General features: G+C 67.2%; 13 protein-coding genes and 1 riboswitch (1 of these 14 cut by a window edge). Of the genes, 9 read left to right on the forward strand and 4 right to left on the reverse strand.

Going from position 1 to position 18,708, the window contains the following annotated elements; all coding sequences use genetic code 11:
• Positions 1-1,061, reverse strand: partial view of a TonB-dependent receptor domain-containing protein gene (locus CA833_RS25435; protein ID WP_207080636.1) — the 5' portion only. 274 nt of this gene lie to the left of the window's left edge; 1,061 of the gene's 1,335 nt are visible here — the first part of the coding sequence; it begins with the start codon at positions 1,059-1,061; the stop codon falls past the left edge of the window.
• A gap of 326 nt (positions 1,062-1,387) precedes the next feature.
• On the opposite strand from CA833_RS25435, the gene CA833_RS25440 reads away from it, so the two are divergent.
• The 7 genes from CA833_RS25440 to CA833_RS25470 all read left to right on the forward strand — a co-directional run bounded on the left by CA833_RS25440 (position 1,388) and on the right by CA833_RS25470 (position 12,009).
• Positions 1,388-2,182, forward strand: a complete 795-nt coding sequence (locus CA833_RS25440) for a prephenate dehydrogenase/arogenate dehydrogenase family protein (RefSeq protein ID WP_207080637.1) — start codon at positions 1,388-1,390, stop codon at positions 2,180-2,182.
• Positions 2,183-2,295: 113 nt separating this feature from the next.
• The gene (locus CA833_RS25445; protein WP_207080638.1) at positions 2,296-4,575 is read left to right on the forward strand and encodes an FdhF/YdeP family oxidoreductase; all 2,280 of its coding nucleotides are present in this window, start codon (positions 2,296-2,298) and stop codon (positions 4,573-4,575) included.
• A gap of 66 nt (positions 4,576-4,641) precedes the next feature.
• The gene (locus tag CA833_RS25450) at positions 4,642-6,063 is read left to right on the forward strand and encodes an SWIM zinc finger family protein (protein WP_242526513.1); all 1,422 of its coding nucleotides are present in this window, start codon (positions 4,642-4,644) and stop codon (positions 6,061-6,063) included.
• Complete coding sequence (locus tag CA833_RS25455; protein WP_207080639.1) at positions 6,056-7,516, forward strand: DUF5691 domain-containing protein; 1,461 nt, start codon at positions 6,056-6,058, stop codon at positions 7,514-7,516. Before CA833_RS25450 ends, CA833_RS25455 begins: the two co-directional genes overlap by 8 nt.
• Positions 7,516-8,595, forward strand: coding sequence for an AAA family ATPase (locus CA833_RS25460; RefSeq protein WP_207080640.1), 1,080 nt, complete (start codon positions 7,516-7,518; stop codon positions 8,593-8,595). The genes CA833_RS25455 and CA833_RS25460 overlap by 1 nt, the downstream gene beginning before the upstream one ends.
• Before the next feature lie 4 nt (positions 8,596-8,599).
• Complete coding sequence (locus tag CA833_RS25465) at positions 8,600-10,837, forward strand: DUF5682 family protein (protein ID WP_207080641.1); 2,238 nt, start codon at positions 8,600-8,602, stop codon at positions 10,835-10,837.
• On the forward strand, positions 10,834-12,009 hold the full coding sequence (locus CA833_RS25470) for a VWA domain-containing protein (RefSeq protein ID WP_207080642.1): 1,176 nt from the start codon (positions 10,834-10,836) through the stop codon (positions 12,007-12,009). The genes CA833_RS25465 and CA833_RS25470 overlap by 4 nt, the downstream gene beginning before the upstream one ends.
• A gap of 40 nt (positions 12,010-12,049) precedes the next feature.
• Here the strand turns inward: CA833_RS25470 and CA833_RS25475 are convergent, their stop codons facing one another.
• From CA833_RS25475 to CA833_RS25485, 3 genes are all read right to left on the reverse strand, one after another.
• Positions 12,050-14,074 carry a TonB-dependent receptor gene (locus CA833_RS25475; RefSeq protein ID WP_207080643.1) on the reverse strand — a complete coding sequence of 675 codons (2,025 nt, stop codon included), beginning with the start codon at positions 14,072-14,074 and terminating at the stop codon, positions 12,050-12,052.
• Positions 14,075-14,248: 174 nt separating this feature from the next.
• Positions 14,249-14,491: riboswitch (cobalamin riboswitch) on the reverse strand.
• Positions 14,492-14,540: 49 nt separating this feature from the next.
• Entirely contained in the window at positions 14,541-15,905 is a 1,365-nt protein-coding gene (locus tag CA833_RS25480) for a HAMP domain-containing sensor histidine kinase (protein WP_207080644.1), read from the reverse strand.
• Positions 15,902-16,579: a response regulator transcription factor gene (locus CA833_RS25485; RefSeq protein ID WP_142639314.1), complete on the reverse strand. Its 678-nt coding sequence runs from the start codon at positions 16,577-16,579 to the stop codon at positions 15,902-15,904. Before CA833_RS25485 ends, CA833_RS25480 begins: the two co-directional genes overlap by 4 nt.
• A 118-nt stretch (positions 16,580-16,697) precedes the next feature.
• Here CA833_RS25485 and CA833_RS25490 point away from each other — a divergent pair, with 118 nt between their 5' ends.
• Both CA833_RS25490 and CA833_RS25495 read left to right on the forward strand, forming a co-directional pair.
• Positions 16,698-17,954: a glycosyl transferase gene (locus CA833_RS25490; RefSeq protein ID WP_207080645.1), complete on the forward strand. Its 1,257-nt coding sequence runs from the start codon at positions 16,698-16,700 to the stop codon at positions 17,952-17,954.
• A 176-nt stretch (positions 17,955-18,130) separates the two neighbouring features.
• Positions 18,131-18,442: a hypothetical protein gene (locus CA833_RS25495; protein ID WP_207080646.1), complete on the forward strand. Its 312-nt coding sequence runs from the start codon at positions 18,131-18,133 to the stop codon at positions 18,440-18,442.
• The last annotated feature ends 266 nt before the right edge of the window (positions 18,443-18,708 follow it).

Genomic DNA, 18,708 nt, shown 5'->3' on the forward strand with positions numbered 1-18,708 from the left:
AGGTTGTAGCCTTCATCCAGCGGGGAATTGGCATTGACCGACTTGGCCCCGGTATCGTCCACCGTGTGTTCGATGCGCACGCCGGGGACCAGTACCGGCCCCTCGAACTTCAGCGTCGCCATCACGTAGCCGGCGGCGATCTTCTCGCGCACGTCGTAGTCGCTGGCGAGGCTGTCGGACAGGGTGCCGGCGGTATCTTCCTTCTCGACCGCAGGATTGGCCGCAAGATAGGCGCGCGCGGCGGCGTAATCGATGCGGGTGCCGAAATCGAACATGCCGCCATAGAAGCTGTCGTCGCCCATGGTGGCGCCGCCCTGGTCGAGCGTCCACTTCGTGCTGCCGGCCTTGTAGTCGACCTTGTCGTGGTCTTCCGCCTTGTGGCGGGCGATGTACTTGGCACCGATCGCGAAGGTGGAACCGTCGCCGATGGCGATGGGGTGGGTGTAGTCGATCCCGCCTTGCCAGAGCTGCTCGTAAGCATGACGCTGCTCGAAATTGTACTTGCTGAATGCAAAGGACGAAGACCTGGCGAACAACGCGGCGTCGCCTGCGACCATCGTGTAGGGATCGGTCGACCCGTCGTAATCGATCGCCGTCTTGCCCTTCGCCCCCGTGAAAGTGAACTCGCTGCGGACCGGGTCCTCCTTGGTCACGCGGGTCCAGCCGCCCGACAGTTCGAGCTTGCCGCCCGCCACATCGTCGAACTCGCCGCCGAGGGTAGCCGACCTGGTCTTGTCGTCCTCCTCGCGGTGGCGGACGAGGGTCGTGGCGGTGCACATCAATCCGCTCGCGTCGCCGGTCACCGCAAGGCGGTTCTGGTCGGGCAGCTTGCCCACGTCGTTGGCCTGAAGCGTCTCGACGGCGTTCAAGGCCTCGCGCTTTTCGGTCAGGGCCTTGCGCTGGGCAGCAAGATCGCCGGTCACGACGATCGTGTTCGCCGTATCGGCATCCGGCGCAGCGGCGTCCTCGGCCAAGGCCGGTGCGGCCGAGCCAGCCATGGCGGCCACGGCCAGCGAAACCAGAGAGACACGGCGAAGCAATGGAGCGCGCGGCAGCGACATGGGCGATGTGTTCCCTGAGCTCGGTTAGGCGAGCGGCCACTGCTCAGGGCCCATGACAGCTCGGTGACAAGGCCGCCGCATTGACATTCCTGCGACAACCCTGACAGTTTTGTGGTGATTTAATGATGAAAAACAGCCGGTTGGATCAGTGATCCGCATGATGCGAGCGGCGGCATTGACTCCGTTTCCCGCCCGGCCTAGCCATGCAGCCATGACACAGACGTTTCTCACCGCGAGCAACTATTACCGCCGCTGACCCAGCGGTGAGTGTCTTATTGTTCTCAACCGCTGCGTAGCCAGCGGTTGAACATCCTCCTTACTCGACCATGGTTACGCAGCCTTTCTTCAAAAGGCTCGAACTCGTGGAATTCCGTAAATCCGCTTCGCAAGTCTCACTCGGGATCATCGGTCTCGGCGCTTTCGGCCGGCTCATGGCGGAGCACCTGGCGCCGCATTTGACTGTCCTTGCCCACGATCCGCATCCGCCGGAAATCGTTCCCGCAGGCGTGACGATGGTCCCCTTGCGCGAGGCATGCCGATGCGATCTCGTGGTGATCGCGGTTCCGCTCGCCGCTCTGGCGCACGTGTGCCGGGAAATGGCGCCCCTGCTTATGCCCGGAACGCTGGTCGTGGATGTCTGCTCCACCAAGGTGGAGGCGAGCGCCGCGATGCGGGCCGAACTGCCGCCATACGTGGACCTCGTCGCCAGCCATCCGATGTTCGGTCCGCAAAGCATCCTTGCCGGAACGCGCGGGCTGAAGCTGGTGCTCTGCCCGCTGCGCGGACGACGCGCGGGCCGCCTTGCCGCTTTCCTGCGCAAGCACTTCGGCCTGAAGATCCTGATCGCCACCCCCGACGAACACGACCGCGAGGCCGCCTTCACGCAGGGCCTCACCCACCTCATCGCCCATGCCCTGCTGCGCATGGACGAATTGCCGGGTCGCATCACCACCCGCAGTTTCGATCTGCTGAAGCAGGCCGTGGACATGGTCCGCCACGATGCGCCCGGCGTGCGGCAGGCGATCGAGAGCAATCCTTATGCTGCGCACGCACGCGGCCTGTTCCTTGCGGAGCTGGACACCATCCGCGGCGAACTCGGCGGCGGCCCGGCATGCAAATAATGCGCCTGCGCTGACCGGAAACAATCTGGCGAAATCATAAAGGGAGAGGCACAATCATCGCGCCGCTGCGTTTCCCCGTGGCTGGCAAAGCCGGAAGCCGAAAGAACAGACCCATGACCGATCGCAGCCCCCAGGACGTCCAAGCCGCCCAAGCCGCCATCGATGCAACGCCGGTGGAAGGCGTTGCCGACTATTCCGGCCCGGCAGGCGGCTGGGGTGCGCTGGGCGCGGTGGCGCGCGCCGTGCGCGAGCAGATGAAGACCAGCACGCACACGCGCGCCCTGCTCGAGATGAACCAGCCGGACGGGTTCGACTGCCCCGGCTGCGCCTGGCCCGATCCCAAGCACACCTCTTCGTTCGAATTCTGCGAGAACGGCGCCAAGGCGGTGACCTGGGAAGCGACCGTCAAGCGGGTCGATCCCGACTTCTTCGCCCGCCACACCGTATCCGAACTCTGGACCTGGAGCGACCACCGGCTCGAAGACGCCGGGCGCCTCACCCATCCGCTACGCTACGATGCCGCGACCGACCACTTCGTGCCGGTGACCTGGGACGAAGCCTTCCGCCATGCCAGCGCCGCGCTGCAGGCGCTGGAGCATGCCGACGAGGCGGAGTTCTACTGTTCGGGCCGCGCCTCCAACGAATCCGCATTCCTCTACCAGCTCTTCGCGCGCGAGTTCGGGACCAACAATTTCCCCGACTGCTCGAACATGTGCCACGAGGCGACCAGCGTCGGCCTGCCCCAGTCGATCGGCGTCGGCAAGGGCACCGTCACGCTCGACGATTTCGACCATGCCAACGCGATCTTCTGCATCGGCCACAATCCCGGCACCAACCACCCGCGCATGCTCTCGACACTGGCCGCTGCCTCCAGGCGCGGCGTGCCGATCGTCGTTGCCAACCCGATGCGGGAACGCGGACTGGAACGCTTCAAGTCACCGCAGCATCCCGGTGAAATGCTGCGCCCCGGCGGCGCCACGCCGCTCGCTTCGGCCTATCATCAGGTGAAGATCGGCGGCGACCTTGCCATGCTGAAAGGCATGATGAAACGGGTGATCGATGCCGGCGCCCTCGACCATGCCTTCATCGCCCAGCATACCGAAGGTTTCGAGGCACTGCGGGCCGATCTCGACGCGACATCGTGGGAATGGATCGAGGCCTCCTCGGGCCTGTCACGCGATGCCATCGAGGCGATGGCCGAAGTCTACATCAAGGCCGAGCGGGTGATCGTATGCTACGGCATGGGCATCACCCAGCACCGCCACGGTACCCAGAACGTGCAGGCCATCGCCAACCTGCTGCTGCTGCGCGGCAACTTCGGCAAGCAAGGCGCGGGCATCTGTCCGCTGCGCGGCCACAGCAACGTGCAGGGAGACCGGACCGTCGGTATTACCGAGATCCCCGCCGAAGCCATGCTGCAACGGCTCGATGCAGCATTCGGCATCGCCAGCCCGCGCAAGCACGGGCACAATGCCGTCGAGGCGCTCCAGGCCATGGCCGAGGGGCGCTCCAAGGCTCTCATCTCGCTCGGCGGCAATCTTGCCGTGGCCATGCCCGATCCGGAAACCTGCTTTGCCGCGGTGCGCCGGCTCGACCTTTCGGTCAGCATCCTCACCAAATTCAACCGCACCTGCCTGCTCACCGCAAAGGAAACGCTGGTATTGCCCTGCCTCGGGCGCACCGAACTGGACCTCCAGAACGGCCGCCCGCAATGGGTGACGGTGGAAGACAGCATGTCGATGGTCCACGCCTCGCGCGGGAAGCTGTCTTCGCCGGGCCCGGAAGTGCGTTCGGAACCGGCCATCGTAGCCGGGCTCGCCAAGGCGGCAATGCCCACGAGCAAAGTGGACTGGGACAGCCTCGTCGCCGACTACGACCGCATTCGCGACAAGATCGAACAGGTTTTCCCCGACTTTCATGACTTCAACGCCCGGGTCCGCGAGCCCGGCGGCTTCCGCCTCACCATCGCGCCGGACAAGCGCGTCTGGAACACGCCCAGCGGCAAGGCGCAGTTCTTTGCCCACCCCCACGTCGACGAGCGCGGCGATGCCAGGCTCCTGCTCACCACGATCCGCAGCCACGACCAGTACAACACGACGATCTACACGCTCGACGACCGTTATCGCGGCGTCACCGGGCGGCGCGACGTGATCTTCGCGAACGAGGTGGACCTCTCGCAAATGGGCCTCGCCCACGGCGACGTGGTCGATGTGGAAGCCGCCGGCGGCGCGGTGCTGCGGGGCTTCACGGTGATCGCCCACGCCATCGCGCGCGGCTCGCTGGCGGCCTATTATCCGGAAGCCAATTGCCTGGTGCCGCTGGGCGATCACGACCCGGTCAGCGGCACGCCAGCCTACAAGTCGATCCCGGTCACCTTGCGCGCGGCCGCCTAGGGCGGGTTATCCTCCATGGGAACCGCATGCTTCCGGTTTGTCATTGAGGTTTGATTTTCCAGCGATATGCTGTCCTCTCATGAGGGGACGGGGCGTTTCGTGACGATCGACTTGCGCGCGGTGGAACAGCTTGCCGCCGACCAATCCTCGCTCAAGGCCGCAGCGGGACTGACCAGGCCCGCCAAGTGGTCCGGCATCGGCATCAGCGCCGATGACACGCTGATCTGGGGCGAATGTGCAGGCTCCGGCGCCAATCCCTACCGCGTGATGGCGGACCTGCGCGACCTCGGCAACAAGTGCACCTGCCCCTCGCGCAAGTTCCCCTGCAAGCATGTGCTCGCGCTGCTGTGGATCCGGGCCGAGGCGATCCTGCCGTTTCCAGCGGCCGACACGCCGGAGTGGGTGAGCGACTGGCTCGGCCGCAGGCGCACGGGAGGCGCAGCCAGGCCCGCTGCCGCGCCCGGCGCGCCCAGGGACCTTTCTGTCGCACGCACCGCCGAACCCGAAGCCGCAGCTAGCCAGGTCCCCGAGGCAGCGGCCCGCCGCGAAGCCGCATCGGCCAAACGTGCGCAAGATACCGAGCGCGCCGCTCTCGAGGCGATGGACGCGCTCGAACAGTGGATCGGCGACCAGTTGCGCATGGGCCTTGCCTCTTTCATCGACGAGGCGACCACGCGCTGCCGCCGCATCGCCGCCCGGCTGGTGGACGGCAAGGCGGCGGCCCTGGCCGGACGGGTCGACGAATTGCCCGCCCGGCTGCTGGCGCTACCAGCCGGAGACCGTGCACGCGGCGCTGTTGTCGAACTGGGCAAACTGGTCACGCTGGCCCGCGCCTTTCGTGCCGCCCCCCGCGATCCGGCCATCCTGCGCGCGGTGACCACTGCCGAAAGCCGCGAGACGCTGCTGGCCGCGCCCGATCCGCTCATCGTGTCCGGCTCCTGGGAAGTGCTGGCCGAACATGTCCGCACCCGCCGCGACGGGCTCGTTTCGCAAACCTGCTGGCTGCTCGATCTGAACCGCGAGAGCGCAAGCCCCCGATTTGCGATGCTGCAGGACTTCTTCCCGGCCAGCGCCGGACGGCGCGCTTCCGCCTTCACGCCCGGCGAGCGTTTCCTGGCCGACCTGCTGTTCTACCCCTCCTCTGCCCCCTTGCGGGCACTGCTGATCCAGCGCCGCTCCGGCGAAACCGAGAGCACATGGCCGCAAGCGGAAGCCGAGCCCATCACGGCGCTTGCCACGGCCTTGCACCATGAGCCCTGGGCGCTGGACGTACCGATGCTGCTGCCCCGGGGCCGCCTTGCGCTCGACGCATCGGGCGCAGGCTGGTGGCAATCGGCCGACGCCGCCGTCACGCTGCCGCTGGCGGAAGAACCCACCCGCCTCGCCCTTGGCACCGATCTTCTTGGCGCTGCGGCGCTGTGGTCGGGCAATCGCCTGAGGCTGCTGGCCGCGCAGACCGCGTGGGGGCGGATCGACGGCCATGCCTGACCTCGCGCCCGAAACCATCCTCGACACCCTCGGCGCGATCCTGCCGCGCTGGACCATGGGCACCGCCGCCGCGCCGCAGGCACAAGTCTGGCAGGCGGTGCTGGGCGACGATCCCGCAGAGGCGGAACTGCGATTGCTGGCAATGGCCGGACAGTTCCTGGCGACATGTGTGGTAGCCCAGCCGCCCTCCCCGCTTCAGGCGCTGCCCGACGTGCCCCCGCTCACCTTGCCCGTGGTGCCCGAGAGGATCCGCCCGCTTGTCCGTCGCACCCTCGCGGCCACCCGGGAAGCGCGCCCTCGCACCGAGCTCCTCCAGTTCCTCGCGCAGCGCGGCTGGAGCGTACACCCCGCCGACTGGATGCCGACCGCCAGCGACGAGGATGCGCCCGATGTCTACGCCCCCTGGCGCGACTGGGCGGATCGGAGCGCTGGCGCTTCTTCCGGCCATGCACAGGCAAGCGATCCGCTGACAGCTGAAAACTGGGACCATTTCCGGCCCGCTGCGCGCAAGGTGGCATTCACCGTGCTGCGTCAGCACGATCCGGATGGCGCCCGGGCGCTGCTGGAAGCGAAACTCGCCGCCCTCGGCGCGGACGAGCGGCTACGCCTTGTGGGCGTACTGGCCAACAGGCTCTCGCAGGCCGACGCGGAACTGCTCGGCCAGCTGGCGACCGGCGACCGGGCACCCAAGGTGAAGACCATGTCCGCCATGTTGCACGCACGGCTGGGGCACGGCAGCGGCGCAGGCAGCGAAGATGCGGAAGAGCTTTGCGCATTCTTCGAGTTTCGCACCAAGGGCCTGCTGCGCCGCACGCGGGTGCTGGGCGCTTGCCCGATCAAGACCCCCGCGCAGGCCGCGCGGCGCCGGCAGCTTTTCGATATGGTCGACCTTGCCGCCTTCGCAGCAGCGCTGGGCCTTGGCGCCGATGACCTGCCCGCGCTCTGGCAATGGGGCGAAAGCCCCGATGCCGATGTCGGTCTTGTGGCGATGGTCGCCCGGTCGGGTTCGGACGGTGCCGTCGAAGCGGTCGCGCAAGTTCTGGCGGCCGCCATGTCCGGCATGGCGCCACTGGCCGCCGAACTGCGCCCGCGCCTCGGAACCGCCGGGCAAGCCGCCCTCGCCCGCGCCGCACTGGCGGCGGGCGAGACATTCACGGGCGTGCTTTCCCTCGCCGGAGGCACGGGCATGAACGACAACGTCATCGTCTCCCCCGCAGGCAAGGCGCTGCTCGCGGCCCTCTCCGCCAACGACACACAAACGGCGCGCGGTACTGCTGTGGTGACCGGCGAACTTGTTGCGCTCGGCCTCATCGCCTCGCGCCGGGCCGCCGTGGATGCGCTCGAGAGAATTGGCCGAAACGGCATGGCCGCAGCCGATCCCCGCCTCGACATGCTGCGGCTCAATGCTGCGCTCGACCATTCGCCCGCCGTGGCAAGCAAGGAAGACCTGTGATGACCGAGAAGCTCAGGCTGCCCGCCGAACTGAGCCATGCCGCCGAACTGGCCGCCCTGGCCGCCGGCGATACCGGACACCGCCCGCCGGGCTGGGTGCTTTCCCCCAGGCTGGTGGTCACCTACCTGATGGGCGGCCATGCCGCCGACGGCACCGTGATCTTGCCCAAATACGTCGGCGACCGCCGCCTGATCGAAGCGGCGGTCGCCACGCTGGCGACCGACCGCGCGCTGCTGCTGCTGGGCGTGCCGGGCACGGCAAAATCGTGGGTCTCGGAACATCTCGCCGCCGCGATCACCGGCGATTCCACGATGGTCATCCAGTGCACCGCCGGAACCGACGAAAATCAGGTCCGCTACGGCTGGAACTATGCCCGCCTGCTGGCCGAAGGCCCCAGCCGCGCGGCCCTGGTGCCCACCCCGCTGATGCGCGCGATGGAAGGCGGCAAGCTCTGCCGGCTCGAGGAACTGACCCGCATGGGCAGCGACGTGCAGGACACGCTGATCACCGTGCTCTCCGAAAAGATGATGCCGATCCCCGAACTCAACGAATCGGTCTACGCCCGGCGCGGGTTCAACGTGATCGCCACGGCCAACAACCGCGACAAGGGCGTGAACGAGCTGTCCTCCGCGCTCAAGCGACGCTTCAATGTCGTTGTCCTGCCGCTGCCGGACAGTGCCGAGGAAGAAGTCGCGATCGTCGTGCGCCGGGTGGAGGAGATGGCCCACAATCTCGACCTGCCCGCCCCGCGCAACGTCGCCGAGGAAGTGGCCCGGGTCGTCTCGATCTTCCGCGAACTGCGCGCGGGCACGACCGAGGACGGCAAGGTCGCGCTCAAGTCCCCCTCGGGCGGGCTTTCCACCGCCGAAGCGATCGCCGTGGTGGTCGGCGGCATCAGCCAGGCAACGTTCTTCAACGACGGCAGGCTGACCCCCGAAACGCTGGCCGCAAACGTGATCGGCGCGGTCGTGAAGGACCCGGTGCAGGACAAGGCGGTGCTCGGCGAATACCTCGAAACCGTCCTGAAGAAGCGGCACGGCTTCGAAGGCTACTATGCCTCGCTGACCGACCTGATCTGACGCCATGTCCGCCCCGGTTTCCCTCTTCGGCATTCGTCACCACGGCCCGGGCTCCGCTCGCCGGCTGGTGGAGGCGCTGGACGCGCTCCAGCCGGTCGCCGTGCTGATCGAGGGCCCGGCGGACGCCTCGCACCTGCTGCCGCTGCTCGCCGATCCGGCGATGGAGACCCCGGTCGCGCTGCTCACGTGGGCGGAAGAGAACCCGGCAAACGCGAGCTTCTTCCCGTTCACGGACTATTCGCCGGAGTATCAGGCCGCGTGCTGGGCGGTGCAGCATGGCGCAATGCTGCGCTTCATCGACCTGCCCGCCTCGGACCGCCTCGGCGCCCACCACGACGATGCCGAAGAGCACGGCGGAGCGCAGGCTGACGATGCGGTCAGCCGCGATCCCATCGGCACGCTGGCCGCTGCCGCCGGGTATGCCGACGGCGAATCCTGGTGGGCCGACGTCATCGAGGAAAACCCCGATCCCGGCCCGATCTTCGCCGCGGTAGCCGATGCCATGAGCGCACTGCGCAGCGAAGGACCGCCGCTCTCCATGCGCGAAGCCGCGCGCGAGGCCCACATGCGCCTCGAAATCGGCCGCGCCGCCAAGGAATGCGACGGGCCGGTCGCGGTTGTCTGCGGTGCCTGGCACGTGCCCGCGCTTGCAGCAAAACATGCAGCAAAGTCCGATCGCGAGATTCTGAAGGGCCGCCCGAAAACCAAAGTCCGGGCCACCTGGGCGCCCTGGACCGCCCCTCGTCTCGCCCGGGCGAGCGGCTACGGTGCCGGCGTCGTTGCCCCGGGCTGGTGCGCGCATGTCTGGGCAGCGCACGAAGGCCCCGACCGCGCCGCCAGCTGGCTGACCAAAGCGGCGCACGCGCTACGCAAACGCGGCCATTTCGTCTCGACCGCAGGCGTGATCGAGGCGCAGCGCCTCGGCGTCGCGCTGGCCGCCTTGCGCGGCCGCCCCGCCCCCGGCTTCGAGGAACTGCGCGAAGCGGCCATCGCCTGCCTGTGCGGCGGCGAGGCGGCGTTGTGGAACGAGATTTCCGCCGAACTGCTGATCGGCGCGCAAGTCGGCGCGATCCCTCCCGGCATTCCGCTCGCCCCGCTGCTCGAAGACCTCCAGCGCCAGCAGAAGACAACCCGCCTCAAGCCCGAGGCACTGGAACGCGCGCTGACGCTCGACTTGCGCAGCGAAAGCGGCCTCGCCCGCTCCACCCTGCTGCACCGCCTGCTCGCCCTCGACGTGCCATGGGGCAAGCTGGCCGATGCCGGGCGCAGCAGGGGCACCTTCCGCGAAAACTGGGTACTCTCGTGGCAGGGGGAATTCGCGGTTCGGCTGGTCGAAAACCTCATCCATGGCTCCACCATCGCCCAGGCCGCCGCCGGGCGTTTGATGGAGGCGATGCGCACCGAGTCCGACCTCGGCAGGCTGGCCGCGCTGGTGCGCACGGCGATGACCGCCGATCTTGCCGCCGCCGCCGAATTCGGCACTGCAGCGCTCGAAACCCGTGCCGCGCTCACCAGCGATTGCGCAGCCCTGCTTGCAGCCTTGCCGCCGATGGCCGACATCGTGCGCTACGGCGAGGCCCGCGCCGGTACCGTGGCGCATCTGGCCACGCTGATGCCGCGCATCGTCGTCGAGGCCGCGCTGGCCCTTCCCCATGCCGCGCGCAATCTCGACGCCGACGCTGCGGACACCTTGCGCAAGGCCGTTGTCGCCGCCGACAGCGCCATCGAACTGGCGCAGTTGGACCAAACCGTGGCCGCGACCTGGCAAAGCGCCCTGCGCGCCTTGCTGCACGACGATCACGCCACCCGCATCGTCTCCGGCACCGCCGCGCGGCTGCTCTATGCCGCCGAATACCTCGCCGCCGAGGAAGCCGCGACCTTGCTCGCCCGCATGCTCTCGCCCGGAACGCCGGTGACCGAGGCCGCCGGGTTCTTCGAGGGGTTCTTCGAAGGCGCGGGCCAGCGGCTGATCCACGACCGCGCACTTCGCGCCGCGGTGGACGACTGGCTGCTCTCGCTGGACGAAGACGCCTTCACGTCCAGCCTGCCGCTGTTCCGGCGGGTCTTTTCCGTGCTGGACCACAGCGAACGTCGCCGGCTGATGGACGCGCTGTTCGACCGCTCCCCCGGCGGCGTAGGCGGCGGCGGAGCGGGGTATCGCCTGGTGCCGGGCGCTGCGGCGCTCTGGCCCATGCAGGAGAAGCGCATTCTCGAACTTCTGGCTGCAGGAGCACCCCGATGAGCGAAGCGGAACGCAGCCGCCGCTGGACGCTGGCGCTCGGCATCGATCCCGAGAGCGGCGCCGATCCGCTGTCTCCATCGGATCGGCGCATGTCCGATGCACTCGGCGCGCTCTATGGCAGTGCCGCGGATGCGCCGAAGAAAGGGCGCGGCGGTCTTGGCGGATCAGCGCCGAGCGTGGCGAAATGGCTGGGCGACATTCGCGCGTTCTTCCCCGCCCCGGTCGTGCAGGTGATCCAGAAGGACGCATTCGAACGCAAGGGCCTGCGCCAGATGTTGCTTGAACCCGAGTTTCTGGCGACCGTCGAGGCCGACGTGAATCTCGTGGCCGACCTGGTTTCGCTCCGCTCGGTCATGCCGGAAAAGACCCGCGAAACCGCGCGCGAGGTGATCGGCAAAGTGGTGGCCGAACTGATGGTGAGACTGGAGGCCCGCACGGCGGAGGCCATTCGCGGCGCGCTCGACCGGTCGCGACGCACCCACCGTCCGCGCTTTGCCGATATCGACTGGCCGCGCACGATCCGCGCCAACTTGCGCCATTACCAGAGCGAACAACGCACGGTAGTGCCGGAGCGCCTCGTCGGCTTCATGCGCCAGCAGCGCCGCATCGTCGATCTCGACGAAGTCGTGCTCTGTGTCGACCAGTCCGGCTCGATGGCGAGTTCGGTGGTCTATGCCTCGATCTTCGCGGCGGTCATGGCCTCGCTGCCGGTGGTGGCGACAAAGCTGGTCTGCTTCGACACCGCCATCGTCGACCTCACGGAAGAGCTTGCCGATCCGGTGGAAGTGCTGTTCGGCGTCCAGCTTGGCGGCGGCACCGACATCAACCGCGCCGTCGCCTATTGCGCCGACCGGATCGAGCGCCCCGCCAAGTCGCACCTCGTGCTGATCACCGATCTCTACGAAGGCGGCGATGCTGATGCCCTGGTCGACCGGCTAGCAGCCCTTTCCCGGCTCGGCGTCAACGTGATCGTGCTGCTGGCGCTGACCGACACCGGCCGTCCGGCCCACGATCCGGCGCTCTCGGCCCGCGTCGCCGCGCTCGACATCCCGGTCTTTGCCTGCACGCCCGACCAGTTCCCCGATCTGATGGCGGCCGCCTTGCGGCGCGAGGATATCGCCCAGTGGGCCGCCGCACAGGACATCAAGGCGATCCGTCCGGACGTGGGCTGAGCAAGCCCCCCGCAAACGCCGCTTGCGGGGAGCCCGTGGCTCAGAACGTGTAGCGCGCGCCGATCTTGAACGTGCGCGGTTCGATCACGCGGCTGAGGCGGCCTTCGACCGGGCCGTCCGCATCGAAGGCGGGGATGTAGGATTCGTAATAGTAAGCAATGTCCTTGTCCCGGCTGTCGAGGATGTTGAGGACCTCGCCGTAGATCTCGACCTTGCGGCCCTTCCACGCCGCACGGGCGTTGAACACGGTGCTGCCGTGATCGCGCACGCTGTTGTCCTCGACCAGCGGATATGGCCCGAGATGACGCACGCGCAGGCTCACCTCCCATGGGTCGAGGACGATGGCCGCACCCGCCGACGCCGCATTCTCGAAGGCGTTCGGAATACGGTCGCCGTTGTCGTAGCGCGAGTGGTTGGCAGTATAGTTGCCATCGAGCGCAAGCCACGACAGCGGCCGCCAGAACGCGACCATTTCGTAGCCATGGCGCCTGCTCGCCCCGGTCGGCTCGACCGCGTTGGAATCGCCGACGAAGCGCAGTTCGCTATCCACATCCAGCCACCAGTACGTACCCGTCAGCGAGAACGTGCCGGACTGGAAACGCGCGCCCAGTTCCTTGCCGGTGCCGCGCACCAGCACGGGCACCGGGGTATCGACATTGACCGCGCCGCGCACATCGTTCGAGTGAAATCCCCGCCCCCAGTTGGCATAGAGTTCCAGCTGCGTCGCGATCACGTACGCTGCCGAGAATTTCGGCGAGACGATGGAATCGTGCCCCTTGCCCGCGCCGAGCGCGACTGCGGCTGCGTCCCGTGCGCGCACCGAATAGTGGTAATAGTCGCCGCGCAAACCGCCCGTCAGGCGCAGGCCCGGCAGCGGTTTCCAAGTCGCCTCGCCATAGAGCGCGCCGGACAGTTCCTCCACCTGGTAGCGCCCCAGCGAATGGAGCACCTGCCGGGCCGTAGTGCGGTTCACGCCAACGTTGCCGATATGGTCATAGCGGTTCTCGGTGCCGACCGAGAATTCGAGGGTGCCCGCCAATTGCCACTGCTTGCTGGCGGCAAGCCCGGTCACCCAGCGCCTGTCGTACTGGTCGATCTGCGCGCTGGTGCCGTCCGCCTCCGCATAAGTCGGGTTCGAATACATGGCCCAGTCGTAATACTGGGCATAGACGTTCGCGCTCCAGGTCGGCTGCGAGACCCGGACATTTCCGATCAGCCGCGTGCTCCGGCCTCGCGCGGTCGGATCGGGCGAACAGAACACATCACCGCAAACATCGGAACCGATGATGCGTTCGGGAATCTGCTCGGTCGGCCGCCATGTCGCCTGATAGGCATGGAACGAGACCTGAAACGCACCCTCGCCCAGCCCCCGCAGGTACTTCGCGAAGCCTGCGTAGTGTCGCAAATGCTCGTCATTTTCCCACGGGCCGTCGTAGCGCCTGGCCTGGCCGACCAGCGTCAGGTCGCCGCCGCCAAGGCCCTTGATCGTACCGCCCGCGGCAAGGCGGGCGGAGTTGAAGGAGCCCGCCTCGGCCGAAAGCCACGAACGGTCGAACCTGTCGATAGTGGTCATGGAGGCAGCACCGGCCAGCGCAAAGTCGCCACCATCTGCGCGGTAGGGACCTTTGCGGAAATCCTCGCGCGCGACGATCTCCGGGATCAGGCCATTGAGGTCGAGATAGCCCTGCCCGTGCCCATGGCTGCGCAAGTTCATCTGCACGCCGTCGATATAAGTCGTGAAATCGGTGCCGTGATCGAGGTTGAAACCGCGCAGGAAATACTGGTTCGCCTTGCCGCTCCCCGAATGCTGCGCAGCAACCATGCCCGGTACCGCCTCCAGCAGTTCCGCCACGCGCAGCAATGGGCGAACCAGCAGATCCGACCCGCCCACGCTGCCTTCGCTGGCGGCATGGGCCGTGCCGATCTTTGCCTCGCCGCGTCCGAAGACGACGATTTCCGTCGCGGCTTCAGCATCCCCATCCGCAACATCCCCGGCCAACGCCGGTACTGGGCACAGCACGCACAGCGCCGCGCTCGCGCCAAGCGCGATTCTACCGAAATTCATCTCATTTCCCCCGGCGCCTGCGACTGGAGGCGGAGACGTGCCGTCGACGACGGTCAGCGCGCGTCGACGGCCGGACGCCCGGGGCGACCACGACACGAACCGATGCGGCCTCCACCGCTCGTTCGTCGCTCAGACGGAAAAATCACCGGGCCTCGGCCATCCCCTGGACCAAAGCGAGAGCGACCATACGCCGGCAGGTCTCCTGGCTCGCGGGTCATCGCTTGATGCATGGCCTTCCCAGGCCTCGCAGGAGTTAGCGTCCGGCCCAGTGGCTGCGGCGGGCATCCTTGCCCCGCCGCGCTATGCATCGCGCTCTCCGCTTACAGTTGCAGGGACAGCCCCGGATTCAAGGGGTAACCCCTCTCACCGCGTTCCCTATTAAGCCTCTCTCGAGGCACCGGCGCGATCTTGCCTGTTTTCCTCAATACGAAGAAATCGGGCGGCGCTGGCTAACCGAGACACCGCTTCAGTGCAAGCGCGGCGGCACGATCAGCAGCGCCCTCAGGCCAGGCCGGTTATCCTCCAGCCGGAACCGCGCGCCATGCACCTGGGCGATGGCCGCGACCATGCTGAGTCCAAGCCCTTCACCGGCACGGCCTGCCGTATCCTCGCCGCGCAAGAACGGCTCGGTCACGCGTGCGGCCTCCTCCCGCGAAAGACCGGGGCCGTTGTCGGCGATGCCGATGTGCAGCCCGCCCTCCCCGCTCGCAAAGACCTCGATACGGCCGCCGCCGGGCACATATTTGAGGGCATTGTCGAGCAGGTTGCTGAGCGCCTGGAACATGAGGTCGAGGTCCAGGTCAGCCACCAGCGGACGCTGCGCGTCAAGCACCAGTTCGATGCCGCGAGCATCGGCTTCGGGTTGGTAGAATTCGACAAGGTCCTCCAGCAGGTTGACGATATCGCAGCGCTGGATGTGCAGCGGATGCCGCCCGCCCTCCAACCGCGAGATGCGCAGCAAAGCTGCAAAAATCCGCTGGAGCCGGTTCACCTCGGCGATCGCGTTGTCGATCTCCTCGCGCGCGGGCGTGCCTTCCGGCTCCAGGTGTTCAAGGGCCTCCAAGCGAGTCAGCAACCGCGCCAGCGGTGTGCGGAATTCATGCGCGACATTCTCCGAAACCCGCCGCGCGGTGCCGAACAGGGCTTCGATGCGCGAGAGCATGAGATTGATCGTTTCGTTGAGGCGATCGAAATCGTCGCTGGTTCCACGCACCGGCACCCGCTCGGACAGATCGCCATCCATGACCTGCCGCGCGGTCCGGGCCAGCGTCTCGATCCGCTGGCCGATCGCCCGGCTCATCAGCCAGCCGCCGGCAAGACCAAGCACCAGGGTCACGCAGACGATCCACAAGGCCGCCGTGCGCAGCAATTCGTCTTCCCGCAGGATTTCCTCGACATCGCGCCCCACCAGCAGCCGGGTGCCGTCTGCGAAGGTGCGATCGCGCACCAGCGCGGTGTAATCGTCCTCGAAACCATCAAGGAACGTATCCGCCTCGATCAGGGTCATATGGCTGGACGGGCGCCGCGGCCAACTGGGCAAATTGGCCGAAACGATCTCGCCGTCCGGCGCGATCAGCGCGTGGAAAGACTTGCGCACCCCGGCGGACCGCATGCGCCGCTCCAGCGCAAGACGCGTCGCGTCGATACCCTCGTTCTGCAGGACCCTGGCCATCTCGTCCGCCTCGCGGTCGACTTCGCTTTCGATCTCCTGCATCGGCCAGGCGACCCAGACCCGGTAGCCGATGGCCGCAACCAGCGCGACCGAGACGCACAGCAAGACGGCATAGAACAGCGCCAGCCGGAACGACAGCGACCGGAACAGACGGCTCATTCGACGCGCATCACGTAGCCGACGCCGCGCACGGTGTGGATGACCTGCGCTTCGTCGCCTGTGGTGAGCTTCTGGCGCAGCTTGCTGATGTGCTGGTCGATGATGTTGGTCTGCGGATCGAAATCGTAGTTCCAGACGTTTTCGAGCAACATCGAGCGGGTGACGACGCGCCCGGCATTGCGGGCGAGATAAGCCACGATCCTGAGTTCCCTCAGGGTCAGCGGAATGCGCCGCGCCCCTCGCGAGACGACGTGGGAAACGAGGTCGATCTCGACATCGCCGACCCGCAGTTGCTCGGCCGGTTCCGCCGGGGCGCTGCCGCGCCGGCCCAGGCTTTCGAGCCGGGCGAGCAGTTCGGACATCGCAAAAGGCTTGGCCATGTAATCATCGCCGCCCGCACGCAGGCCCCGCACCCGCTCGTCGACATCGCCCAGTGCGCTCAGCAGCAGCACCGGCGTCGCATCGTCGGTCGCGCGCAAGGCGCCAAGCAGCTTGAGCCCGTCGAGCCCCGGCAGCATACGGTCGAGCACGATCACATCGAAACGCTCGCACGTCGCGCGGACCAGCCCGTCGCGGCCATTGTCGCAATGCTCGACCAGATGACCCGCGGCGCGCAGGCCGCTGGCGATGTGGCCGGCAAGGCGTTCGTCGTCTTCGACCAGCAGGACTTGCATCGGTGCTGCGCAAACCTTCCGTGTTGATGCGACCGGCACCCGAAACTGGACCCGATCATGGGCAAAATCAAATGTTCGCCCCATCGGGCCGATATGCGCCCATGGCATCGCACCGCCCATGTCGCAATCGGTCGCCAACATGCCCGCCGGACAAACCGGCTCGTTCTCGCCTTCCCCCGCCCGTTCGAGCGGCAGCGATGCCGCCACACCGGTCCACGTGGTGGCCATCGGCGGCATCCACCAGTTTGCGCACATCGTCCCGGTCGCCTGCGAGATCGAGCGCCGCCAGCCGGGATCGGTCACCCTCTTCGTGCTTTCGCACAAGGACGCTGCGGCCGCAACCACGGTGATCCGCGGAAACGGACTGGCCATGCCGGCGATCACGATAATGACGATACCGCTGGCGCTGCGACCGCTGGCCAAGGCCGGGCTCGGCAAGATCCTCGCACTGGCGACCTGGAGCGGCCATCTCGCGCGCGCGCGCGTCCTGCTCTGCGCCGAACGTACCTCGACGATCCTGCGCCGCCTGCGCCCGGATTGCCCCCCCATCGTACACATTCCCCACGGTGCGGGCGACCGCGCGGTCGGCTTCGAGCCGCGCTTCAAGCTGTTCGACCAGGTACTGGTGGCCGGAAACAAGGACCGCGACCGGCTGATCGCCAGCGGCCTCGTCGCGCCCGAGGATTGCCTCGTCGCCGGACCGATCAAGCTGGCGGCGATCCTGGAGCGCGGCATCGCCCGCCCGCCGCTGTTCGACAACGCGCGGCCGACGATCCTGTTCAACCCGCACTTCTCGAAAAAGCACAGTTCGCTCGATAGCTTCGGACGCCAACTGGCCGAAGCGGTGCGCAAGGACGGGCGCTACAACCTCGTCATCGCCCCGCACGCCCGCATGGCAAAGTCGTGGAGCAAGCGCCGCCGGCTGAGCTGGCAAGCGCTGGCCGAAACCGGCCGGATCATCGTCGACCTTGGCTCACCGCGCTGCAACGACATGACCTATACGCTGGGTGCCGACCTCTATGTCGGCGACGTCAGCAGCCAGGTCTACGAGTTCCTGATCCGCCCGCGCCCCTGCCTTTTTGTCGATGCCAAGGGTATCGATTGGCAGGGCAGCGAGGACTACGCCATGTGGCATTTCGGCGAAGTGGTCGCGCCCGATTGCGCGCCCATTGCGGCCATCGACCGTGCCTTTGCGCAGCATGGTGCCTATGTTGCGTGGCAAAGGCAGCGCATGGCCTATTCCATCGCCGGCATGACCTGGGCGCCTGACGGTACCCCCCTCCTCGAAGGCACCGCCCCGGCGGCACGTGCCGCCGATGCCGTGATGCGCTGGGCCGCACTACCGCAGGAAGACGCCCTGCGCACCGCGGCCTGAGGCTCAACATCAAGATCCGGACAAGCGGGATTTGCTGAAGCACCGGCATGGGCTCGGGTCCGGCCGCCGTGTGAGCCGTCCGCTTTCCGCCCGCACCCGAAACAGGCGGCCATTGGGATGTAACACCCGGACTGGCCCTGATGGGTGCGATAGGCGTCTCCATTGCGGGCGACGACTTGACGCTGATCAACGGTGGAGGTTCCCCGAATGCACTGTGGACGCCCGTGCCCGCCACCATGCGCGGTTGCGATGCGATCCGCGCGCTCGGCATCAAAGTTCGCAACGGCACATTCGGCGGTGACTTGCATGAAGTGCTGCGCCCGGGGAGGCAAAGGGCGGCGGAAATTCCCGGAAACCGGGGGATACGCCCGTATCCCCGGGGAAACATCGAGCCCGGGAAAGCGGGCAGGCAGGTCATGAAAGCCTTTACCTCGGTACTCGGCAGCCGCATCCGTTGCTCTACAATGCGATCGTACCCGGCGAAATGAAGACCCAACAGCCCTTGTGGATCCTGCATATTCGCCGCGAGTGAATCATGCTGAAATAGCGGGATGGCGGCAGCAACACATGACGTAGAACGCGGTCGATCCCAGTGAATCACCCGCCCCTGTTCCTCCCGTCGTACCGCCGGAATGGCGGCAGATTCGCCCGGTAAAGGTGGCCGAAATCCCACAAGGTCCTTCGCGTCAAACGCGCTTTGCACTAGATATTGCGTCTCACGCGGTCATGTAGGCACCATAAGCAGGAATTGCTC

This window comes from Novosphingobium sp. KA1 (assembly GCF_017309955.1).
GTDB lineage: Bacteria > Pseudomonadota > Alphaproteobacteria > Sphingomonadales > Sphingomonadaceae > Novosphingobium.